This is a genomic window from Paenibacillus sp. FSL H8-0259 (assembly GCF_037963255.1).
GTDB lineage: Bacteria > Bacillota > Bacilli > Paenibacillales > Paenibacillaceae > Paenibacillus_AQ > Paenibacillus_AQ phytohabitans.
In genome coordinates this window covers 5,020,534-5,039,085 of the sequence record NZ_CP150147.1, presented here as the reverse complement: position 1 = coordinate 5,039,085, position 18,552 = coordinate 5,020,534, and the positions used below count along the sequence as shown (strand labels likewise).

Sequence of the window (18,552 nt, the reverse complement as noted above, 5' to 3'; positions counted from 1 at the left end):
AAAAGTTTACAGCAGCCGTTACATTCAGTATTCCTTAATTATAAATGTTCACTACCAGCAACAGCTTCAGCAGTTCAGTTAATATAATATCAGTATGTAAAATATTAGCGGCAACGGAGGAAATCTATGTATCAGGAAAATGAATTGCAGATTCGGCCGATAGCTGAAGGGGATCTATTCAGACTGTGGGAGCTCTCACACAAAGAGGAAGCACCGGAGTGGAAGAAATGGGATGCACCTTACTACGAACACAAGCGGATTCCGTGGGAAGAGTATTATGGGAACAGAGCGGAGATTGTTGGATGCGGAAAAAATTGGGTAATAGAAGTAGAGGGCGGGGTTATTGGCGACGTCAGTTACTATTGGGAGCATGAGCCATCCCTTTGGCTGGAAATGGGTATTATCATCTATGATCCTGCCTATTGGAGCAGCGGTTACGGGACTAAAGCTCTCAGACTGTGGATCGGTCATCTGTTCAATGCGTATCCGCTGGTCCGTGTAGGCTATACCACATGGTCCGGGAATGAGCGGATGATCAGGACCGGGGTGAAATTAGGCATGACGATGGAAGCAAGACTCCGGAAATGCCGTTACTACGATGGGCAGTTCTACGATTCTATTCGAATGGGGCTGCTTAGAGAGGAGTGGGAGGCTTTAGAATTGAAAGGATCAGCCGCTGGAGCCGCTGAGGGTTCGCGAACAAAATTAGACAAATAAGCATGAAATACCTGCATTTTGCACGATATGAAACAATTAAAATGTTTCTTTGTGAAAAAAGACACAATATTGTGAAAACTATCACGTTGTTATCATAAAAATTTTAATATATAATAAAGTTAATTAAAAGAAACAGGGGGAATTAAAAATGAAATTATTCAAAGTTCTAGTAGTAGCAGGGGTATCAGCAGCATTGTTGTCGGGTTGTGGATCGAATAATAATAACGCAGCTAATAATGCAGGTGCAGCAGCAACAACAGCTCCAGCCACAGAGCAGACTGATGCAAAAAGCACAGCTTCGATTGTTAACCAGGCAGATGCCTTCACTGCTGCTGTAAGCGAAAGCGGCAACTGGATTGTAGCAATCCTGAACGATCTGACCGTTGACAAAGATGTTGTTGTAGCCGGTGAATTCCATGACAAAGGCGATGCATCTGCAGCGATCTACCGTAAGCTTGCCCTGTATGCACAAGATGCAGATCACAAGGTTACAGCTACCTACACACTGACAGCACCTAAAGTAACTGTACAGAGCGAGAACTTCCGCGTTCAAGGCGGTACAATCAAAGGTGACGTATATGTAGAAGCTAACGGATTCAACCTGTACAAAGATGCTACTATCGACGGTAACCTCTACTATGCAAGTGAAGATGTGAAGGCTACTGCTGTGATCGAAGGCAAAGTAACCGGAGCAAATGAAGTTAAATAATTCAAACCTAATATAGCAGTTACAATATTAGAATGGATTGCAAACAGCCTGTAGACAGGCCCTTTGGGGCTTGCTCTACGGGCTTTTTTGTATTCTGCGCTGAAATATTCTATAGTATTATGGAAGGTATTGTAAGCGCAAACACATGGGACAGGGGATGCAATTATTCATGAAGAATAGCCGGAGATTGGGAATGGCTGCCGGAGTGATTCTAGCTTCCGTAGCCGTACTCTATTTACTTTTGTATATGTATGAAAGACCGGGCGGATGGTCTGACCAGCGGATGTCCCGCTCACTCGGAATGGACCAGACCCTCCAGATTCCACTTGGCAAAAGTCCGGAAGAAGCTGTCCGGCTGTTCCGCGCCTCTGACACGATGACTGTAATTCATCAGGAGCCTGCAGCCAGAGGGGAGCTGGTATTTCTTACCCGGCCGGGGCAGCAAGGCAGCAGTAATCTTCAAGTAGAGTATGTCCGCAAAACCTGGCTCGGATGGAAGTGGGTATGGGGAGGCGGCTACGGAATGGGCGGAGGTCCGGAGAGCTCTGCAATAAATTATATGTGTTTTCCTGAACTGGAGCATATTTCGACTCCATTTCCCATGGTGATCGGAGATGTTCTGAACCCGTCCATTCAGCATATTACAGTCGAGCAGAAGGAGGCAGGAACGGATACATCCGAAGCAAAGCTGATTAAAGTCGGATCAGACCGGACGATTTGGTTCGCTTTTCAGCCGGTTACGGCGGGTGTCCCGTTTGAGATTGAAGGGTTTGATGAGGACGGGGAAGTGGCCGCTTCCAAAATCATAACAGACGCCAGAGACAGCGGGGCGATTCCGCTAGGTGGTTCAAAATAAAAAGTGCAGGGGCTTCGCATAACCTTCAATGGCGGGAGTGTTGCACGAAATACAACAATTCCCTTGTAATATCAGCCCTAATCGCAAATTGTTGTACACAATGCAGCATTCCTCCGTGAACAAGCCGTTAATTGGGAGAATTCCTGCATTTCATACAACAATCTTCCCGAGTATCCGGGTATCTAAGTATCAAAGTTGCAAAACGTACAACATTTCTATTTGAGTCTGAAAAGAGACGAAGACTCCGGCCGCCGTGGTGACACGGACCTTCGGGGTCTTCGTCTGTAATTGTGATTTGTTTTCCCGGGAGAACTGATGTTATGCCGGTAATACTGAAGTAAGGGATTTCGCATAGGATGCGGATTCCAATTCTTCAACCGGTGCTGTTCTAAACTGTAAATGATACAGCTCCGCATAGAGCCCATCCTGTTCAATGAGCGCATCATGTGTGCCTTCTTCAACAATTCTTCCATGATCCAGAACAATGATCCGCGAAGCCTCCCTTACCGTTGAGAGCCTGTGGGCAATCACGAGGGTGGTCCGGTCTTTCATCAACAGATCAAGCGATTGCTGAACCAGCCGTTCGGACTCGTTGTCGAGTGCTGAAGTAGCTTCATCCAGCAGCAGGAGCGGGGCATTACGCAGAAAAGCTCTGGCGATGGCGAGGCGCTGCCGTTGACCGCCTGATAAAGTAGAGCCGTGTTCACCGATCAGCGTGTCGTATCCTTCAGGCAGCCGCATAATAAATTCATCTGCACCTGCCAGGCGGGCAGCTTCCCGGATTTCTTCATCGCTGGCATGTTCATCGCTGAACGCGAGATTATCCCGGATGCTGCCGGAGAACAGGTAAGGATTCTGCGGCACATAGGAGATCCTCAGGCGCGCCGCCTCCAGGTGATCATGCACACCATAACCGCACACGGTAATACTGCCGGCCTCCGGTTCATAGAGTCCGCAGCACAACCGTACAAGTGTCGTCTTGCCCGAGCCGCTGGGGCCGACAACGGCAACCGTCTCGCCATACTTCAGCTCAAGGTGGATCCCGCTCAGACAGGTTCCCTCCCTGGACTGGGGTCCCGCGAAGCTGTAGTGCAGCCCCTGTATGCTTAGTGCAGCAGCTTCCGCCAAGGCGGTTGCTTCAGCGGCGGCTACCGCAGCGGATGCGGTAGCAGAATCCTGTTCATCGCTAGATGCTGCCCCTTCCCGGGGAGCATCAAGAATCTCAAATACACGGTCAGCTGCCCCGAGAGATTCCTGTACTCCGCCCCATGTCTGCGACATATGGACGAATGGCCACTGAACACGTCCCATCAGGATGATGAAGGCAAGCACTTCCCCTGCCGAAGTCTCCCCACGGAGCGCTGACCGGGCAATTAGTACCGCACAGCTGATCATTACTGCATTGTTGATGAAGGCTGAAGAATGCCAGAGCAGTGCGTTTAACAGAGTTTTTTGCTTCTGGAGCCGGTTCAACTGCTCGCGTTCAGCTGCATACCTGCCCAGCAGCGTACTCTCCAGTGAAAATGAACGGATAACCTTCATCCCCTGGAGGGTCTCCTGCAGGATTCCCCGCAGCAAGGCTTCCTGGGCATAGATTTCCGTGAACAGCTTACGCAGTCTGCGGTCAAAGAAACGGCCGGACAGAAAGACAACGGGGCCCGTTCCAAGTGCAAGTAGTGCAAGCCAGACATCCATGCTGGCCAAATACAGAAATGCAACCAGGCAGAGCAGAAGATTATAACCCAGATCGTAGACCAGACTGCTAATCATCCCCATGGCCGCTCCGGCATCCTTGGTATTCCGGGAGGTCAGATCCCCGGAGTGCATGGCTTCCAGCTGGCGGTAAGGCAGCCGGTGGCTCGCGTCAAACAGCTTCGCCCGGAAATCCCAGGCCATCCGGCTGTGCACGGTGAAGCGGAAGTAATGCTGCAGCATAAGACAGAGAATAATCAGGAAGCAGGCCAGTGAACAAATTAAGGTTATCCGTGTCAGTGACTGCATGTTCGTGCTGTTGATCGTATCAATGAAAACCTGCTGAATTGTAGCAAATCCGATATCCAGTGCAAGCCTGGCCATTAGCAGCACTATTGCTGCCAGAAAGCCGAGCCGGTATGGCTTGACATAAGGAAGCAGCCGCTGGAGGGCTTCCCCGAGCCGGATTCGGCCGGATGATGATGATTTAGTATTCATTTTGCAGTCCTCCTCCGGCAGCAGCCTCTGTCTGAATGCCCGCCTGGGCCATTGCGTGATATTTACCTTGCAGCGCCATCAGCTCCATATGGGTCCCTTGTTCAACAATTGCTCCGGCCTCCATGAAGTAGATATGATCAGCGTACTTAATAGTTGAGAGCCGGTGGGCGACTACGACCGTTGTCCGGTTCGTCATCAGGGCCTTCAATGCCTGCTGGACAATCTCTTCATTATGGCTGTCAAGGGCAGCAGTAGGTTCATCAAGCAGCAGCAGCCCCGGTTCACGGACGAAGGCGCGAGCAATCGATAGACGCTGGCGTTCACCTCCAGATAAGGTAAGCCCTCGCTCACCGATGAGAGTATTGTATTCCTGCGGCATCCGCATAATGAACTCGTGGATACCTGCATTCTGTGCGGCGGCTATCACCTCTTCCCGGGAGGCTTCCGGCCGTCCCCAGGCAATATTCTCGTATAGAGTTCCGGAGAACAGATAAGGCTCCTGGGATACATAGGCGATACGGCTGCGCCAGCTGCGCGGAGGAATCGTATGTAGGGGCGTGCTGCCGTGATAAATGCTTCCTCCGTCAGGTACATAAGCTGCAAGCATTAGCTGAAGAATCGTGCTCTTGCCGCTCCCGCTGGCTCCGGCGAAAGCGGTAACCTTACCTGGCTCAATCCGCAGCTGAGTTTCAGTGATTACTTTCGTTTGTCCGTACCCGAAGCTGACATTGTTGAATATGAGCGGCAGCTGTCCGGCAACGGGCAGATTAACGGTATCCCATGCTTCAGCCAGATGCCCTGCGGTACCCGAATTAGCAGGGCTGATGCCTTCTTCGGTTAAATCCATGATCTCAAATAAACGCTTCCCCTGTGCCAGCGAAGCCTGCAGTTCTGTCCACAGGTTGGCAAGCCGCGATACCGGATTCGAAATTTGTTCAAAGCAAATGAGAAAAGCAGCAACGGCGCCTACATCAATCCGCCCCCCAATTACAAGATAGCCGCCATAGGAGAGTACATACAGTAATCCGCCCAGGATAACAGCCAGAGGCATATTGTAACCTACAGCTTCTACCCGAGAGAGCGGCAGGTGGACTGTGTTGTATTGCCGGACTCTGCTGGTGAATTGCCCGAGTAGACGGGGAGCAAGGGAGAAGGCACGCACCACCTCAGCGCCCTGCATCGAATCCTGGATGAATGCCTGCTGGGCGCTCTCAATGCTCTGACGCTGCTCATTCATGGTGCGGAGCCGTGAGGTGAAGGGGAGCATAACCAGCGGAACCAGCGCACAGATGATGATTGTTCCCAGTGTCAGAGCAAATTGCAGAGACAGCAGATAAGTGAGCAGAAAGATGATTTGTAGCAGATTGCTGATCAGTTCAATCGTCTTCCGGTTTATTCCCTGCTGTGCGGCTGGAGCCGAGTCATTCATCCGGCTGATTAGATCGGCGGAATGATAGCGGTCCAGATCCTTCATCCGGACATTCAGCATTCTTGTCAGCATGGACATCTGGAGTTTCGAGGTAGATTTGATCTCAAGCAGACCTGAGAGATATGTATTCAGAAAGTGGACTCCGGCATCCGTAACTACGATGACAGCAGCAAAGGTCATTCCGGCTGTCAGACCGGAGGTGTTGTGGTTGGTGGCCGCATTGATAATCCGCCGCAGGGACTCAGCCAAACCTACAGTTGTGAGTGAGCTGACCGCTGCCAGAACACACAGAATGATATACCAGCCTGTATAAGGTTTGCCTAGCTGCAGCAAACGTATAAATGTACTCTGGGCAGCGGCGGGCGGTTCATCCAGCGGCGTTGCCGCGGTATTCGTGTTCCTGTTCAAGTGGACCCCTCCAGTTATCAACTCATGAATTGATCTTTGTCCAGCATAACTTTAGCCATCAAGGCCAGCAGATTGCGCAAAGTATCGGTTCTAAGCACGTAATACAGCCGGTGATCCACCCGTTCGACTTCGAGCAGATCCAGAAAGAACAGGAAGTTGGAATGATACTTCACAGCAGCCGGTGTAATGCCTAGCGCAGCAGCAATTTCTTGGCCGTAATGCGGGCGCTGCTTGAGTAACAGCAGGAAATCCAGCCGCCGCTTATCCGAGAAGGCTTTGAGAAACAGTTCGGTTTTCTCCCGGTCAGCGGCGGGTCCGTGCACCCGTTCATTATTAATGCCGAAGATGACCCAGCCGACCTGCCCGGCATCGGTGTGGAAATTGTAAAAGCCATTTGCCACCTGGAAAACAAAGCTGACATGGAAGGTGACGGGGAAGTCAAACAGCGAAGGTTCATTATTGTGGATTTCACGAATGAAAACCTCAGGGTTGCTGCGGAATTGAGCCTCATACCTGCGGGAAGCCTGCTCAGAAAGCTCACGGATCCGGTCTTTCCAGTGAATGAAGACATCCTGATTGAACTGACGCAATAGCTGCAGGAAGCGCAGCTTGGTCTCTTGCGGATTAGCGAGACATTCAAGCAGCGGCGCATGGGCTTCAGCAACCTCGGGCTGCGGTTTTGTTGCAGTCACCAGTTCAGAGAGCTTCTTCAGATCCTTCTTGACCATCTCCCAGTCGTTGCCCTGGAGCAGCGCTTCCAGGTTATCGTTGTAGACGCCGTAGACCATCTCTGCAACGATATGCTCCGCAGGGCTGTTATCCAGCCGGTTAATCAACGCCTCTGCAGTTAGCACTTCCCGATGAGTGAAGATGGATTCATACAACGGGAAATCAAGTGCATGATGAAGCAGGTCATAACGGAAAAAAAACAGCAGCTCACGGGTAAAGAAGGGGGATAACCGCTTGCGCGCATCATCAAGATAGGCTCCAAGCAGCTCATCTGCTTCGATTTTATAATCCTCTGCCAAATCTGAGATCTGGTCCTCACAAGCAAGCATTCCCATGGAAATCACAAGCTCGATTGCTTCGTTGTAAGCAAAGCGGATATTCTTCAGTAATGTCTCCTGCAAAGAATGGTTCATCATGTCCTCCAGTTAATTATTTTGAATACTGAATGTTGACTAACATACAACAACATTCAGTGAATACTTAATGTTAAAATAAACCATATACAAGAAATTGTAAAGTGAACATTGTGTGCGGAAGCTGATCTTCAGGATGGTGATCCTTTGATATTATGGAAGAATGAAGAAGAAGGGTGTAGAATACATAAGAGTTGTTTGTTCAGAAATTGAGTTCAAAGAGGTGTGTTCATTGAGAAAATGGTTCATTATTGCCCCTTTGCTGCTGAGTTTAACGGGGGCGGGGACAGGCTACGCAGCTCCGGCGGATCAGCCGGCGGTTACGGTTACAGTCAATGGGAAGCTGGTGAATTTTGATGTGCAGCCAGTGAATGATCAGGGTACGGTGTATGTTCCCCTCCGCTTCGTGGCGGATGAGCTGGGCGGGATGATTGTTCCGGGGAATAATAAAGCAATCATAATCTCCAAAGGAACCATTACGCTGAGTCTAACGGCGGGCTCGACCGCAGCCTATAAGAATCAGCAGCCGTTCACGCTGGCCGCGGCTCCGAGACTGGTGAATGGAAGAATGCTGGTGCCGCTCCGGGTGCTTTCTGAGGTTTTTGATGCAACGGTCACCTATGCCAACGGTCAGGTAGCAATCAAGCAGGAAGAAGCCGTACAACCCGTCGGTTCTGGTATAACCGGGAATTCGGTGGGCAATCTGAACAATGGAGGCTTGTACGCTACAGACAATCAATGGGTATATTTCAATAATCCGAAAGACTCGGGGAGGCTCTATAAACAGAAGAAGGAGGGTACTGAACTTCAGAAGCTCAGCGATGACGAATATGCGGCTTATATTAATCTTGTAGACGGAAAGCTGTATTATACGGGCGACAACAACAAGCTGTTCAGCATGAATACGGACGGCTCGGACCGGACGATGCTTAGAGATTTTGCCATCGGGAAGAACCTGGTGACGGTTGCTGATAATTGGATCTACTTCACGCAGGGAAATTCTTCGATGAACAAGCCGCTCTACCGGATGAAGACCGACGGCAGCTCCAGAACGGTGCTTGAACAGTACGGGGTATCCAGCCTGGCGGTGTATGGCGGAAAGATCTACTACACGATTGACTTCAGTAAGCTGTTTGTTATGGATCTGAACGGCAGCCACAAAAAGAAGCTGCTGGATGGCGGATACATCACTAATATAGTGATGAAAGACGATATTATGTACTTCAATTTCAAAGAGAATTTATATATTATGAACTTGGATGGAACCGGATTAAACCGAATTTCCGGTCTGAATGGCAAAGAGATGAATCTGAGCGGAAACCATCTGTACTTCAGCAATTACTCAGAGTACAGCAAGAAGCTGTACCGGCTCAATCTAACCGATTATACCAGTGAGAAGCTGGGTGATGACAAGACTTTATATATCCACATCGTGGATAACAAGCTGTATTATTTGAATGCTGTAACAAACCGTTTTGTAGAACTAGACATCGAATAGGGAGGGATGATTACAATGGCTATGGCCGTAAATGCACCTGATCTTTCATCCAGGCCGTATAACCTGAGTGTGGAACGCCTGTTGTCAGCCTCACCAGAAGACCTGTACAAGGCTTGGACGAAGCAGTTTGACCGCTGGTTTGCAGCGCCGGGCACGGTGTCCATGGAGGGAAGCGTGAATACTCCGTTCTTCTTCGAAACACGTCATGAAGGCCAGCGTTATCCGCATTACGGGCGATTCCTGAGTCTGGAGAAGGACCGCCTGGTGGAAATGACCTGGGTTACCGGTGCAGGAGGGACGAAGGGGGCGGAAACCGTGGTACGGGTTGAATTAGAGACTCGGGGTACTGATACCCTGCTTTGCTTGACGCATGCCGGTTTCCCGGATGAGGAGTCCAGGGACCAGCATGAGCAGGCGTGGCCGATGGTGCTGGAACAGTTTGAGAAGGTGCTGGCGGCAGAGTAACAGTGCGGATTCCGTAACATAAGAAGTGGACAAGGATACTGCTATGCGGGCGCCGAAGAATATGGATTAAGCCAGCTGGGACATGTATTCATAGGCTGTAAGGCCGAAGACACTTTTGAAATGCCGGTTCAGGTGAGTCAGGTCTGTGAAGCCGCATTCCGCTACTGCGAAATAGACATCTTTGGTCTTTTCGAGCGATTGTCTCGCATGCTCAACCTTGCAGTTCAGGAAGAATTGGTAAGGGGAGATGCCTGTATGTGATTTGAACTCGCGGATGAACTGGTATTTGGACAGGCCTAACTCCTGTGAGATGTGATCAAGCTTAAGCACTTGGCCGAGGCTGTAGTACATCATTTCCTTGGCCTGCTGAACAAAGGCACTATCGGTCCGCATGGCGGCTTCGATTTCGGTGTGGGCGGCCAGATGGGCCAGCTGAAGCAGCAGTTCACTGCAAAGTGCGCTGTCAGCGCCATTCTGGACCGCTTGATTCAAGGAACAGATAGATTGCGCCAGCTCCTTGTCATAGACGATAGGCGAGGTGAACCGCAGTTCCTGCTTGCCCAGAATCTCTGCAAACATGGCCGGCTTGATATAGAGCATGACATAATCAATACCTTCTCTGTCATAGGAATTGCCGTCGTGATACTGCTCGGGGTTAAACAACATGACACCGCCCGGATGGGAGGAGTGCAGGCTGCCGGCCAGATGGTATTGCTGGATTCCGCGCAGTGTTACGCCCAGGGCATATTCTTCGTGACAATGCTTTTTGTAAGTGAAATCCGTCATGCTGGCCGATAAGGCGAGAATCTCTGCAGACTTTCTATAATTGAATTGTTCCACCTTAATCACCGTCCTCTATAAAATTCCGGATACCATTACAGCAGAGTATACTAGAAAAAGTGCCATGATACTATTCATCACCCGCTGATGCCGCTGCAGAAAGCTCTTGAATATGGAGCCGAATACGACCCAGGTAGTGAATGCGAGAAAACCTATTACAGTAATTACCATAACGAAGATGAAGGCTGCTGCGGGTGAACTATAATAAGGCATAACGTAACCCGGGATAACGGTCAGCGTGAACAGCAGCACCTTCGGATTGGCGAATTGCATCAGCAGCCCGGAGACAAATCCGGAGGATTGCCGGGGATTCTCCTCGGTACGGCCCATAGTGTAGACCTGGTAAGCCAGGTAGAGCATGTACAGGCTGCCGATGATCTGCATAACGCCGAGAATATGCGGAATGATGTCCGCAAGCATGCGGTTCAGCAGGGCAGAGGCGGCAAGCAGCAGTCCAAACGCCAGAGTGGCTCCGCCAACGTATCCCATTGTTTTTCTGGCCCCGTGATGCTGTACGGAAGATAGAATCACTATATTGGTAGGGCCGGGTGTGAAGGTTACCACAATACAATAGATGATAAAAGAAACGATATTCATGATGACCTCCAGGTGAAGTAGTCACATGAATATACACCCGGCAGGGAAATGGCTATAGTACATTATTGCAGGTGCCCGCCTGAGAGGCATTATAGTCCGGAGCTGCGGTATACTAGTCAATGTGAACCTGGCTGCTTGCGGGAAGAGGGGAGAGAACACTGTTGACCTTGTTTTATTATATCGCCGCTGACCGTGAGCTTCCTGCCGGCTCCTTCGGACAGCGGGGGACCATGATGAAGCTCAAGGATTACTTGATGCAGAATGATCCTGCTGCCCTGGACAAATTTCCAGTGAAGGGTATGAGGGAGAGCGGTACGCTGGAAGGGAAAATGATTGAGGTCTTTGAGACGGCGGAGGATGCTGCCGGCCTGTATGTTTCCGGACCGCTGACACAGGAGGATTCGTCGCATCTGTTCAAGAAACCTCTGGTTTATCAGGTGAATCCTGAAGGGGGGAGCTTCCAAATGATCTCCGAAGTGGCTGAGCCCTATCCCGGTGCTGCTGTAACAGGCAGGAAATGCGTTGCGGAGTTATTCCGTTATCTGCAGGATAACCTGCTTCCTGGTGAGCAATTCGAGCTGTATTCCTGCTTTGCAGATGATACAGGACGATTCGGGGAGCTGCCCCGCAAGGAGCTTAACCGGCAGATCAGCCTCTCCGGGTTCCAGGCGGAGCCGGATTTCGAATGGAAGAATCGCCAGTTCATCGTTGTCAGCGAATAAGAGCGAGCTATTTAGACATTCATTTGGTGCGGCATCCTTCCAAACTTTTGAGAAGCATCTATTTCTTTTGGGTATATCCAAAAAAGGTGTGCAAGCCATCATGGGCCCGCACACCTTCTATTCATTTGGAAGTTTAGATATTGACTGCTACAAGATAATAAGTGTTCGTTTCTTTATCCATATCAAATTCAAAAAAGACACTGAATGAAGATATGAAGAAGCCGGGTAATTCTACTTTGTAGCACAATGTAGTAGAGGTTGAATATTTTTCAGACCAGGTTGTGTCTAATTTCACATCACTAAGTGTGGCACTCTTTAAAATACCTGCATATTTCGTGATAACTCCACTATCATTCAATTTTACTACCCCGGAAATCGATTTAGCTGCATTGTCCTTCGATGTTTTTTTGTAGCCCATGTCGTAGTCATTTAAATCGTCAATCACATATTTATCGATTAAAGCATTATAGCTTGAGTTGGATCCGGAAGTTAAGGCATTTCCGTAAGCTTGGATAAAAGCTAATGCTACCGATTTGTTATTTTCGCCTACTGCAGTGAGATCATGATTATAAGGCAGGGTGAGCAGTCCACTTGGAAGGCTGCTTGACTGAGAGGCAGGGGCGGTAGCTGCTGGAGCAGTTGTTACTGGTACGTTGGTGACTGGTGTAGTCGTAGCTGATGATGAATCATTATAAGGTTCTCCGGCGCTGGCACTTCCTGTAGTTGTAATGGCAACGGTTTTAGTACCAGCATTCCAAAGAACGGATGCATTCATTGCTTCACCGACTGCCTTGGCGGGAAGGTAGGTTGAACCATTGTATACTAGAGGGGAGAGTTTATTTCCACTAGCATCTTTAGGAGTCCACGAAACGCCATTCACAGTAAACTTAATAGTACTATTAAGGTAAGCTTGTACTAACGAAACCCCGTCTGCAGCGTAAACCCCTACAGCCCCGCATAACAATCCGGTAGCCAAAATGGAAGAGATAAATACTTTTTTTGTAATATTCATACTAAATAATTCCTCCTACTCACTATATGATATTTGACCTATGTATTAAAATCTCAATAATATATTTATTTTCCTTTCTAAGGAATTTATATTGCTTTAATATTATCGACATCTGTAATGTTATTATTTAGGGGCATTTCATAAATAGTTATTGCTATATAGAGTCAACTTAAGAATCTGACTTGTTGCATGGACGAAACCCGGCTCAGGAAGAGGTGTGTCTATCGGCTGGCCATCATTTTTAAGTTCAGCTTACACAAGTGGTGATAATGGACAGTTTTACTTATCTAATAGGAGGTTTCACACTATGGAAGAATGTTTGATTTGCAGCCGCATTAATATGATCAAAGAAGGCACAAATAAGTACTTTGTAGCCGAGCTCGAGACAGGGTATGTGGTGCTTGGAGACCATCAATATTTCGAAGGCTACACTTTATTTTTGGGTAAGGAACATAAACGCGAGCTGCATGAACTGGACAGCGGCTACAAACAGAAATTTCTGCTCGAAATGAGCATCGCAGCAGAAGCGGTGTATAAGGCATTCAAGCCGCACAAATTAAATTATGAGCTGCTGGGAAACGGCGATTCGCATATGCACTGGCATATTTTCCCGAGACAGCTAACGGAACCGAATCCGGCACATCCCGTCTGGTGGACACCCAGAGAAACGATGTACGCAGACAGCTGCAAACCAAGTGAGGAAAGGCTGGCAGAACTGAAACAGGCATTATTGACTGAACTGAATAAGTTAGTCTAATTCAGCGTACATATTGATTAACCCGGAGGCCCTGGTCCCCGGCTGCGGATCCCGCATCTTTCCCAAGTGGAAGAGGTGCGGGATTATTGATGCCCCCTATACATGGTATTACCCTCAAACAAGCTCCGAACCTGCTGCGCCATCTCTTCCGGAGCATGCGGCATCCGGTTCTGAATCCACCACTCGACAGTGCCCACGAAGGCCGAGGCCATGAAATGGGCAATGAGCTGTTTATCCATTCCTTCAGGAACAGACTTCTCCATCTCCAGCTTATGAATTACATTCGCCGAGACAATCTCCAGCAGGCGTTCACGGAAGATTGTGGTTCTCTGGTTGGCAAGCATAGCCGAGAAGAACAGGAAGTTCTGTTCGAAATAGAGAAATACCGGCTTCATTTCGCTGATTAGTCCAACATCTCCGTCCGGAGTGCGGGTCATATTGCAGGATAGGAACATTCTGCCCAGATGGTCCTCAATGCATCTGTTGAGCAGGTCATATTTGTCGGTGTAGTGCAGATAGACGGTTCCCCGGTTTACATTCGCCCGTTCCGCGATATCGTTGATCGTGATTTGTTCCAGCTCCTTCTCCCCAAAAAGCTCCAGAAAAGCTCTGTTAATCGCTTCTCTTGTTCTCAGAATCCGTCTGTCTGTCTTGATTCCGGTACCCATGATGATGAACCTCCTTCAGTTAATGAACACATAGCCTGCACTTGTTGTATATAGGACATTTCCGCTTACATTAGCGATTGAATTACCATCTCTTCTCTATATAATAATAAGCAACACCAGTCAGATAATCAACACAAGTTGAATAAAGGAGAGGTCACAAGTGGAAAATAAACAATCCAAAGTCATTATCATTACGGGAGCTTCAAGCGGTATAGGCGAAGCTGCAGCCCGGCTGCTGGCTCAAACAGGCGCAAAGCTCGTCTTGGCAGCCAGAAGAACAGAGCACCTGCAGACCATTGTCAGTGAAATTGTGCAGGAAGGCGGTGATGCCGTGTATCTGCAGACCGATGTAACTTCTGCGGAGGAGATGGAGAAGCTGGCAAGATTCGCCCTGCAGCAATTCGGACGTATTGATGTACTGGTGAATAACGCCGGGGTAATGCCCGCATCCATGCTGCAGGAGCTGAAGGTACATGAATGGGATCAGATGATCGATGTCAATATCAAAGGCGTGCTGTATGGCATCGCTGCCGTTCTGCCAGTTATGAGGGAGCAGCAGTCGGGGCATATCATCAACCTGTCCTCGGTAGCAGGTTATAGCGTGAGTCCTTCATCTGCAGTCTACAGCGCGACCAAATATGCTGTCCGGGCCATCTCTGAAGGGCTGCGCCAGGAAGAATCAGCCGCCTCCCATATCCGTTCGACCATTATCTCGCCGGGGATGACGGACACAGAGCTGACCCACACGATCAGCAGTCCGGAGATCCGGGCGATGGCAGGCCAGATGAACAGCATGGCAATATCTCCTTACAGTATTGCCAGAGCGATCGTATATGCGATTAATGAACCTGAGGATACCAGTGTGAATGAGATTGTGATTAGACCGACGATCCTGCCATAAGGCTGTGCTGAACCATCAGTAGAAGCCGGCCAGCGAAGGAATGAGACAAGCAGCGCAGCTCCTGTTAGGGGGAGGCGCTGCTTTTTGCTATATTTGCAGGGTGAGTTCTATAAAGGAATTATTGCGAGTGAAGCGAATGGTTTGAGGATAACCATAATGAAAGGGTGAGCCTAACCATGGCCTCAAGCTCTAAAGAACCCGCAGCTGGTCGCAGCAAGACTGTGAAACTGACCGGACCGGAACAGGTAGCCCTATTTCTGAAGGAGCTGGAGCATCCGCTTAAAGATGAGATTGAAGAAGTACGGAAGATAATCCTGAGTGCAGCTGATGACATCACGGAGCAGATAAAGTGGAATGCGCCGAGTTTTTGCTACAACCGACAAGACCGTGTAACCATGAACTTGCAGGGGAAAGGCTGCTTCCGGCTGATCTTCCATACCGGTGTGAAAGTGAAGGAAGCAGCTGCCACGGAACCCTTGTTCACGGATACTTCCGGACTGCTGGAGTGGATCACGGGGGATAGGGCCGTTGTGAAGATTACGGATAATACGGATCTGGAGCTCAAGCGGGCGAAATTGGCCGCTCTGGTCGCCAGATGGATGAAAGAGACTGTTCAAAGCTGACTACCCTTCTTGTACGGACATACGAAGGGGAATGTGAACATCAACAATCTATTTTTTCATCTTCTTTATTCCGGCAGGTTTCCAGCATAAGAGATGTCAGCTCACAGGATTTCACCAGCAGATCTCCAGCTTCAAGCGGGCTGGAGCAGCCGGAAAGAGGGTGTTCAATGATTCGTAGCCACTCCTGCATATGGGTTTCGTCTGCCATCAGCGGAATGTCGAAATCAAACGGCCGGGAAGCTGCGGAGTTGTCATCCAAATAGCGCATGGCCCTTTCTTCAGGCAGGAGCAGAATGAATTTCAAAGTAATCGTGTATTCAAGCATCAGGCGCAGTATACAATAAGCCTCATGGCAGAAGCCTGAATTCAGCAGCAGGCGTTCTGCCAGCAATGACGTATGGAATTTGGTCATCAGCTCAAACGAAACAAGAGACCCCATAGTCTGCGGAAAAGGGTGCTCGATCAGCTGCGCACCCATGAATCCGGCCAGAGCCTCATACGTATCCCATAATTCCCGGTGGTGATTCTTTGGATCAGCCCCGGCATCCTCGTTGTACATCTTCTACTCACCTCTTTTACAATACTTAGCCCTGATTCCGCCCTATTACAGAACCACTGTAATCTATGAAACGCCTTCCATGTCAAATGCTTTATTTGTGGTCTGAATGTAACGCATTCCAGCGGTTTGAGGTAAGATTAAGAGGAGTACAGGCTATATGCAGCAAGCATGGGAAGGTGGAATTTATGGCGAATATCAAAGATATTGCGAAGCTAGCCGGAGTCTCGGTCACAACCGTATCCCGAGTTCTTAACGGTCATCCTTATGTAAGCCAGGCAAAGAGGGAAGCCGTTCTGCAGGCTATGGAGACGGCCGATTATGAACGTAATATAAATGCAGTACATCTAAGCAGGGGAAGGACGAATCTGATTGGGGTGGTCGTTCCCTATATCACGCGGCCGTATTTCGGGATGGTCGTTGAAGGAATAGCGGATGAGGCTATCAAGGATAATTATAAGCTGGTGCTGATTCAGTCCAACTATGAAGTGGAGCGGGAGCTGGATGCACTGATGATGCTGAAGCTGAAGCAGATTGATGCGCTGATTATCTGTTCGCGGACCTGCAGCTGGGAGATTGTTGACGAGTATACGCAGTACGGGCCTATTATTGTGCTGGAGGATGGCAGGGGACATCATGTGTCATCCATATTTATGGATCACTATCAGAGCTTTACCCGTGCGCTTACCTATCTGAGGAGCAAAGGCCATTACAAGATCGGCTATTGCCTGGCTAGACAGTCCAGTCCTAACAGCAATTTAAGGGAGGCAGCCTACCGGGACTTCTATATGAACCGGCATGAAGCCTATAACCATGACTATATGTTCTACGATTGTGTGCAGCTGGAAGACGGGGAATGGATTATGCAGCGGATTCTGAAGATGGACGACCCTCCAACTGCACTGCTGGTTACCAGTGATCAGGTGGCTGCGGGAATTCTGTCCTTTTGCCGGGAGAATGGGATAGAGGTGCCGGGTCAGCTTGCCATTGTAGGGTTCGACAATCAGCCGATCGCCAGAATGATGCACATCACAACCTTCGAGATACCGCTGGTGGAGATCGGCCGGAGGGCTTTTCTGCAGGCGGTGGACGGGGGCCGGGCCCATGAAGAGATTCATTTGAACATGATTGAGCGGCAGACAGTATAAGTGAGGGACATAGCGGGTTATTTGAAATGTTCTGAAAAAGTGCGGATTCTCTCCACGAAAATTCCTTTGAGCTGATCCGCATCCTTTGCGGGAGCGGCATAGGCTTTATATCCGCCAAAAGACTCAATACAGAGAGAGGCCTGCCTTAGATCCTCAGGAATATTATCCGTGATAATCTCTTCGGTTTTCTTGGGCTTCTCATTGCAGATATAGTAGCCCATCTGCTTGTCCAGCAGGGCGGGTTTGTTTTTTTTGATGAAATCGCGGACTGGCTTGTAGAGCTTGCCGTCGCGTACACCAGCCCCCAGAATGATGTGGTCATAGTTCTCAATGTCCGGCTTCTCTGACTCCAGATTGCATAACGTGCTACCGGGAATATATTCTGCCAGAAGGAACGCACATTGCTCTGAAGCTCCAGATTTGGTAGCGTATAAGATTAGTAATGCCATTCATGAGCCCTCCCGGTCCGAAAAATATCTTCGAATTCAATTATCTTGATCATCAAGATATATTTAGTATTCTAAAACTTGCCCAAGCCTTTGTCAATTCATCAATGTGAAGTATAATTATCCAATAATTACAATTTCCAGCGGGGAGTAATGGGGATGAAGAGGCTTAAGATGATGACAGGTGTACTGGCGGTTATATGTACTGCGGGTTTGCTGGCAGGCTGCAAGAATGAGGGGAATACCGTTAATAATGCTGCTGGTGTGACTGCTGATATTACTGCGGTTACTGCAGCGGGGAATACAACGGGTAAAGCAACAGATGATTTTACAAATAATACCGCGGGAGAAGCTGCCGGTCATACAGTTGCCCTGACGCTGGACATGAGAGGTTTCTATACAGGGTTCACCGGACTGCCCGGGGATTATACAATGGAAGAGGCAGCTGCGGCTGGATATGTAGTACTGCATAACAGTGAGCTGGCTGAAGGCCAGGAAGTATGGGATAAGTTTATGAATTCGGCAGTTCAAGGCAGTAACAACGGGATTCGCATTGCCAATTTTTTTGATGATGAAACGGAGAGCCCTTTTTATTGTGATCTGTTCGTTCAGGATAAGAAGTATTATTTGTTTGATAATACCGCAGAGTCTCAGAAGCAAGAGCCCTTCGCTCATTTGTTGAGCCTTACCGGTCAGGTGGGAAACCCGCTGAAGGACAGCAGGTTTATTGTGCTGACGGATGACAGCAATCTGACGTTTGAGGATATTTGGAAGTCAATGATTTCGAGCGATACCGCAGTAATTAACAGTATTGCTCCACACCGGGTTGTCAGAATGATCTTTGAATAACGAAATATCTGCAGAAGGA

20 protein-coding genes are annotated in these 18,552 nt (G+C 49.0%); 11 read left to right on the top strand and 9 right to left on the bottom strand.

The window, feature by feature from the left end; genetic code table 11:
* The first annotated feature begins 126 nt into the window (after positions 1-126).
* The 3 genes from NSU01_RS21780 to NSU01_RS21770 all read left to right on the top strand — a co-directional run bounded on the left by NSU01_RS21780 (position 127) and on the right by NSU01_RS21770 (position 2,282).
* Positions 127-717 (top strand): GNAT family protein, encoded by a 591-nt coding sequence (locus tag NSU01_RS21780; protein ID WP_042138409.1) that lies wholly within the window; start codon positions 127-129, stop codon positions 715-717.
* A 148-nt stretch (positions 718-865) separates the two neighbouring features.
* Entirely contained in the window at positions 866-1,426 is a 561-nt protein-coding gene (locus NSU01_RS21775) for a polymer-forming cytoskeletal protein (protein ID WP_042138408.1), read from the top strand.
* A gap of 169 nt (positions 1,427-1,595) precedes the next feature.
* On the top strand, positions 1,596-2,282 hold the full coding sequence (locus NSU01_RS21770; RefSeq protein WP_256703796.1) for a hypothetical protein: 687 nt from the start codon (positions 1,596-1,598) through the stop codon (positions 2,280-2,282).
* 318 nt (positions 2,283-2,600) lie between these two features.
* Here the strand turns inward: NSU01_RS21770 and NSU01_RS21765 are convergent, their stop codons facing one another.
* The 3 genes from NSU01_RS21765 to NSU01_RS21755 are packed head-to-tail and all read right to left on the bottom strand — an operon-like array spanning position 2,601 to position 7,454.
* Positions 2,601-4,472, bottom strand: a complete 1,872-nt coding sequence (locus tag NSU01_RS21765; RefSeq protein WP_076243270.1) for an ABC transporter ATP-binding protein — start codon at positions 4,470-4,472, stop codon at positions 2,601-2,603.
* Positions 4,462-6,309: an ABC transporter ATP-binding protein gene (locus tag NSU01_RS21760; protein WP_076243269.1), complete on the bottom strand. Its 1,848-nt coding sequence runs from the start codon at positions 6,307-6,309 to the stop codon at positions 4,462-4,464. Before NSU01_RS21760 ends, NSU01_RS21765 begins: the two co-directional genes overlap by 11 nt.
* Before the next feature lie 17 nt (positions 6,310-6,326).
* Complete coding sequence (locus tag NSU01_RS21755) at positions 6,327-7,454, bottom strand: hypothetical protein (protein WP_336101858.1); 1,128 nt, start codon at positions 7,452-7,454, stop codon at positions 6,327-6,329.
* A 229-nt stretch (positions 7,455-7,683) separates the two neighbouring features.
* On the opposite strand from NSU01_RS21755, the gene NSU01_RS21750 reads away from it, so the two are divergent.
* Both NSU01_RS21750 and NSU01_RS21745 read left to right on the top strand, forming a co-directional pair.
* Positions 7,684-8,949, top strand: a complete 1,266-nt coding sequence (locus NSU01_RS21750; protein ID WP_076243267.1) for a DUF5050 domain-containing protein — start codon at positions 7,684-7,686, stop codon at positions 8,947-8,949.
* 15 nt (positions 8,950-8,964) lie between these two features.
* A complete protein-coding gene (locus NSU01_RS21745) occupies positions 8,965-9,414 on the top strand; it encodes an SRPBCC domain-containing protein (RefSeq protein WP_076243266.1) in 450 nt (149 codons plus the stop codon).
* Between the two features lie 66 nt (positions 9,415-9,480).
* Here the strand turns inward: NSU01_RS21745 and NSU01_RS21740 are convergent, their stop codons facing one another.
* Both NSU01_RS21740 and NSU01_RS21735 read right to left on the bottom strand, forming a co-directional pair.
* Positions 9,481-10,254 carry an AraC family transcriptional regulator gene (locus tag NSU01_RS21740; RefSeq protein WP_076243393.1) on the bottom strand — a complete coding sequence of 258 codons (774 nt, stop codon included), beginning with the start codon at positions 10,252-10,254 and terminating at the stop codon, positions 9,481-9,483.
* 15 nt (positions 10,255-10,269) lie between these two features.
* Complete coding sequence (locus tag NSU01_RS21735) at positions 10,270-10,851, bottom strand: LysE family transporter (RefSeq protein WP_076243265.1); 582 nt, start codon at positions 10,849-10,851, stop codon at positions 10,270-10,272.
* A gap of 161 nt (positions 10,852-11,012) precedes the next feature.
* On the opposite strand from NSU01_RS21735, the gene NSU01_RS21730 reads away from it, so the two are divergent.
* A complete protein-coding gene (locus NSU01_RS21730) occupies positions 11,013-11,573 on the top strand; it encodes a hypothetical protein (RefSeq protein WP_042138395.1) in 561 nt (186 codons plus the stop codon).
* A gap of 133 nt (positions 11,574-11,706) precedes the next feature.
* Here the strand turns inward: NSU01_RS21730 and NSU01_RS21725 are convergent, their stop codons facing one another.
* Complete coding sequence (locus NSU01_RS21725; protein WP_076243264.1) at positions 11,707-12,585, bottom strand: stalk domain-containing protein; 879 nt, start codon at positions 12,583-12,585, stop codon at positions 11,707-11,709.
* A 307-nt stretch (positions 12,586-12,892) separates the two neighbouring features.
* On the opposite strand from NSU01_RS21725, the gene NSU01_RS21720 reads away from it, so the two are divergent.
* Positions 12,893-13,342, top strand: coding sequence for an HIT family protein (locus NSU01_RS21720; RefSeq protein ID WP_076243263.1), 450 nt, complete (start codon positions 12,893-12,895; stop codon positions 13,340-13,342).
* Positions 13,343-13,425: 83 nt separating this feature from the next.
* Here NSU01_RS21720 and NSU01_RS21715 read toward each other — a convergent pair whose 3' ends face one another.
* Positions 13,426-14,010 (bottom strand): TetR/AcrR family transcriptional regulator, encoded by a 585-nt coding sequence (locus NSU01_RS21715; protein WP_042138394.1) that lies wholly within the window; start codon positions 14,008-14,010, stop codon positions 13,426-13,428.
* Between the two features lie 160 nt (positions 14,011-14,170).
* Here NSU01_RS21715 and NSU01_RS21710 point away from each other — a divergent pair, with 160 nt between their 5' ends.
* Together NSU01_RS21710 and NSU01_RS21705 are read left to right on the top strand one after the other, a co-directional pair.
* Positions 14,171-14,911 (top strand): SDR family oxidoreductase, encoded by a 741-nt coding sequence (locus NSU01_RS21710; protein WP_076243262.1) that lies wholly within the window; start codon positions 14,171-14,173, stop codon positions 14,909-14,911.
* Positions 14,912-15,087: 176 nt separating this feature from the next.
* A complete protein-coding gene (locus NSU01_RS21705; protein WP_042138390.1) occupies positions 15,088-15,534 on the top strand; it encodes a DUF1801 domain-containing protein in 447 nt (148 codons plus the stop codon).
* Positions 15,535-15,574: 40 nt separating this feature from the next.
* Here the strand turns inward: NSU01_RS21705 and NSU01_RS21700 are convergent, their stop codons facing one another.
* The gene (locus NSU01_RS21700; protein WP_042138388.1) at positions 15,575-16,093 is read right to left on the bottom strand and encodes a hypothetical protein; all 519 of its coding nucleotides are present in this window, start codon (positions 16,091-16,093) and stop codon (positions 15,575-15,577) included.
* Between the two features lie 185 nt (positions 16,094-16,278).
* On the opposite strand from NSU01_RS21700, the gene NSU01_RS21695 reads away from it, so the two are divergent.
* Complete coding sequence (locus tag NSU01_RS21695; protein ID WP_076243261.1) at positions 16,279-17,238, top strand: LacI family DNA-binding transcriptional regulator; 960 nt, start codon at positions 16,279-16,281, stop codon at positions 17,236-17,238.
* A gap of 17 nt (positions 17,239-17,255) precedes the next feature.
* Here NSU01_RS21695 and NSU01_RS21690 read toward each other — a convergent pair whose 3' ends face one another.
* Positions 17,256-17,687, bottom strand: coding sequence for a flavodoxin domain-containing protein (locus tag NSU01_RS21690; RefSeq protein ID WP_042138384.1), 432 nt, complete (start codon positions 17,685-17,687; stop codon positions 17,256-17,258).
* 156 nt (positions 17,688-17,843) lie between these two features.
* Between NSU01_RS21690 and NSU01_RS21685 the strand changes: the two genes are divergently transcribed.
* On the top strand, positions 17,844-18,533 hold the full coding sequence (locus tag NSU01_RS21685) for a hypothetical protein (protein WP_144026029.1): 690 nt from the start codon (positions 17,844-17,846) through the stop codon (positions 18,531-18,533).
* Positions 18,534-18,552: the final 19 nt, after the last annotated feature.

What these genes read in the sequence shown, in the direction of transcription:
- NSU01_RS21780 (WP_042138409.1), top strand. Translation starts at nt 127, where the DNA reads ATGTATCAGGAAAATGAATTGCAGATTCGGCCGATAGCTGAAGGGGAT.
- NSU01_RS21775 (WP_042138408.1), top strand. Translation starts at nt 866, where the DNA reads ATGAAATTATTCAAAGTTCTAGTAGTAGCAGGGGTATCAGCAGCATTG.
- NSU01_RS21770 (WP_256703796.1), top strand. Translation starts at nt 1,596, where the DNA reads ATGAAGAATAGCCGGAGATTGGGAATGGCTGCCGGAGTGATTCTAGCT.
- NSU01_RS21765 (WP_076243270.1), bottom strand. Translation starts at nt 4,472, where the DNA reads ATGAATACTAAATCATCATCATCCGGCCGAATCCGGCTCGGGGAAGCC.
- NSU01_RS21755 (WP_336101858.1), bottom strand. Translation starts at nt 7,454, where the DNA reads ATGATGAACCATTCTTTGCAGGAGACATTACTGAAGAATATCCGCTTT.
- NSU01_RS21745 (WP_076243266.1), top strand. Translation starts at nt 8,965, where the DNA reads ATGGCTATGGCCGTAAATGCACCTGATCTTTCATCCAGGCCGTATAAC.
- NSU01_RS21735 (WP_076243265.1), bottom strand. Translation starts at nt 10,851, where the DNA reads ATGAATATCGTTTCTTTTATCATCTATTGTATTGTGGTAACCTTCACA.
- NSU01_RS21725 (WP_076243264.1), bottom strand. Translation starts at nt 12,585, where the DNA reads ATGAATATTACAAAAAAAGTATTTATCTCTTCCATTTTGGCTACCGGA.
- NSU01_RS21720 (WP_076243263.1), top strand. Translation starts at nt 12,893, where the DNA reads ATGGAAGAATGTTTGATTTGCAGCCGCATTAATATGATCAAAGAAGGC.
- NSU01_RS21715 (WP_042138394.1), bottom strand. Translation starts at nt 14,010, where the DNA reads ATGGGTACCGGAATCAAGACAGACAGACGGATTCTGAGAACAAGAGAA.
- NSU01_RS21705 (WP_042138390.1), top strand. Translation starts at nt 15,088, where the DNA reads ATGGCCTCAAGCTCTAAAGAACCCGCAGCTGGTCGCAGCAAGACTGTG.
- NSU01_RS21700 (WP_042138388.1), bottom strand. Translation starts at nt 16,093, where the DNA reads ATGTACAACGAGGATGCCGGGGCTGATCCAAAGAATCACCACCGGGAA.
- NSU01_RS21695 (WP_076243261.1), top strand. Translation starts at nt 16,279, where the DNA reads ATGGCGAATATCAAAGATATTGCGAAGCTAGCCGGAGTCTCGGTCACA.
- NSU01_RS21690 (WP_042138384.1), bottom strand. Translation starts at nt 17,687, where the DNA reads ATGGCATTACTAATCTTATACGCTACCAAATCTGGAGCTTCAGAGCAA.
- NSU01_RS21685 (WP_144026029.1), top strand. Translation starts at nt 17,844, where the DNA reads ATGAAGAGGCTTAAGATGATGACAGGTGTACTGGCGGTTATATGTACT.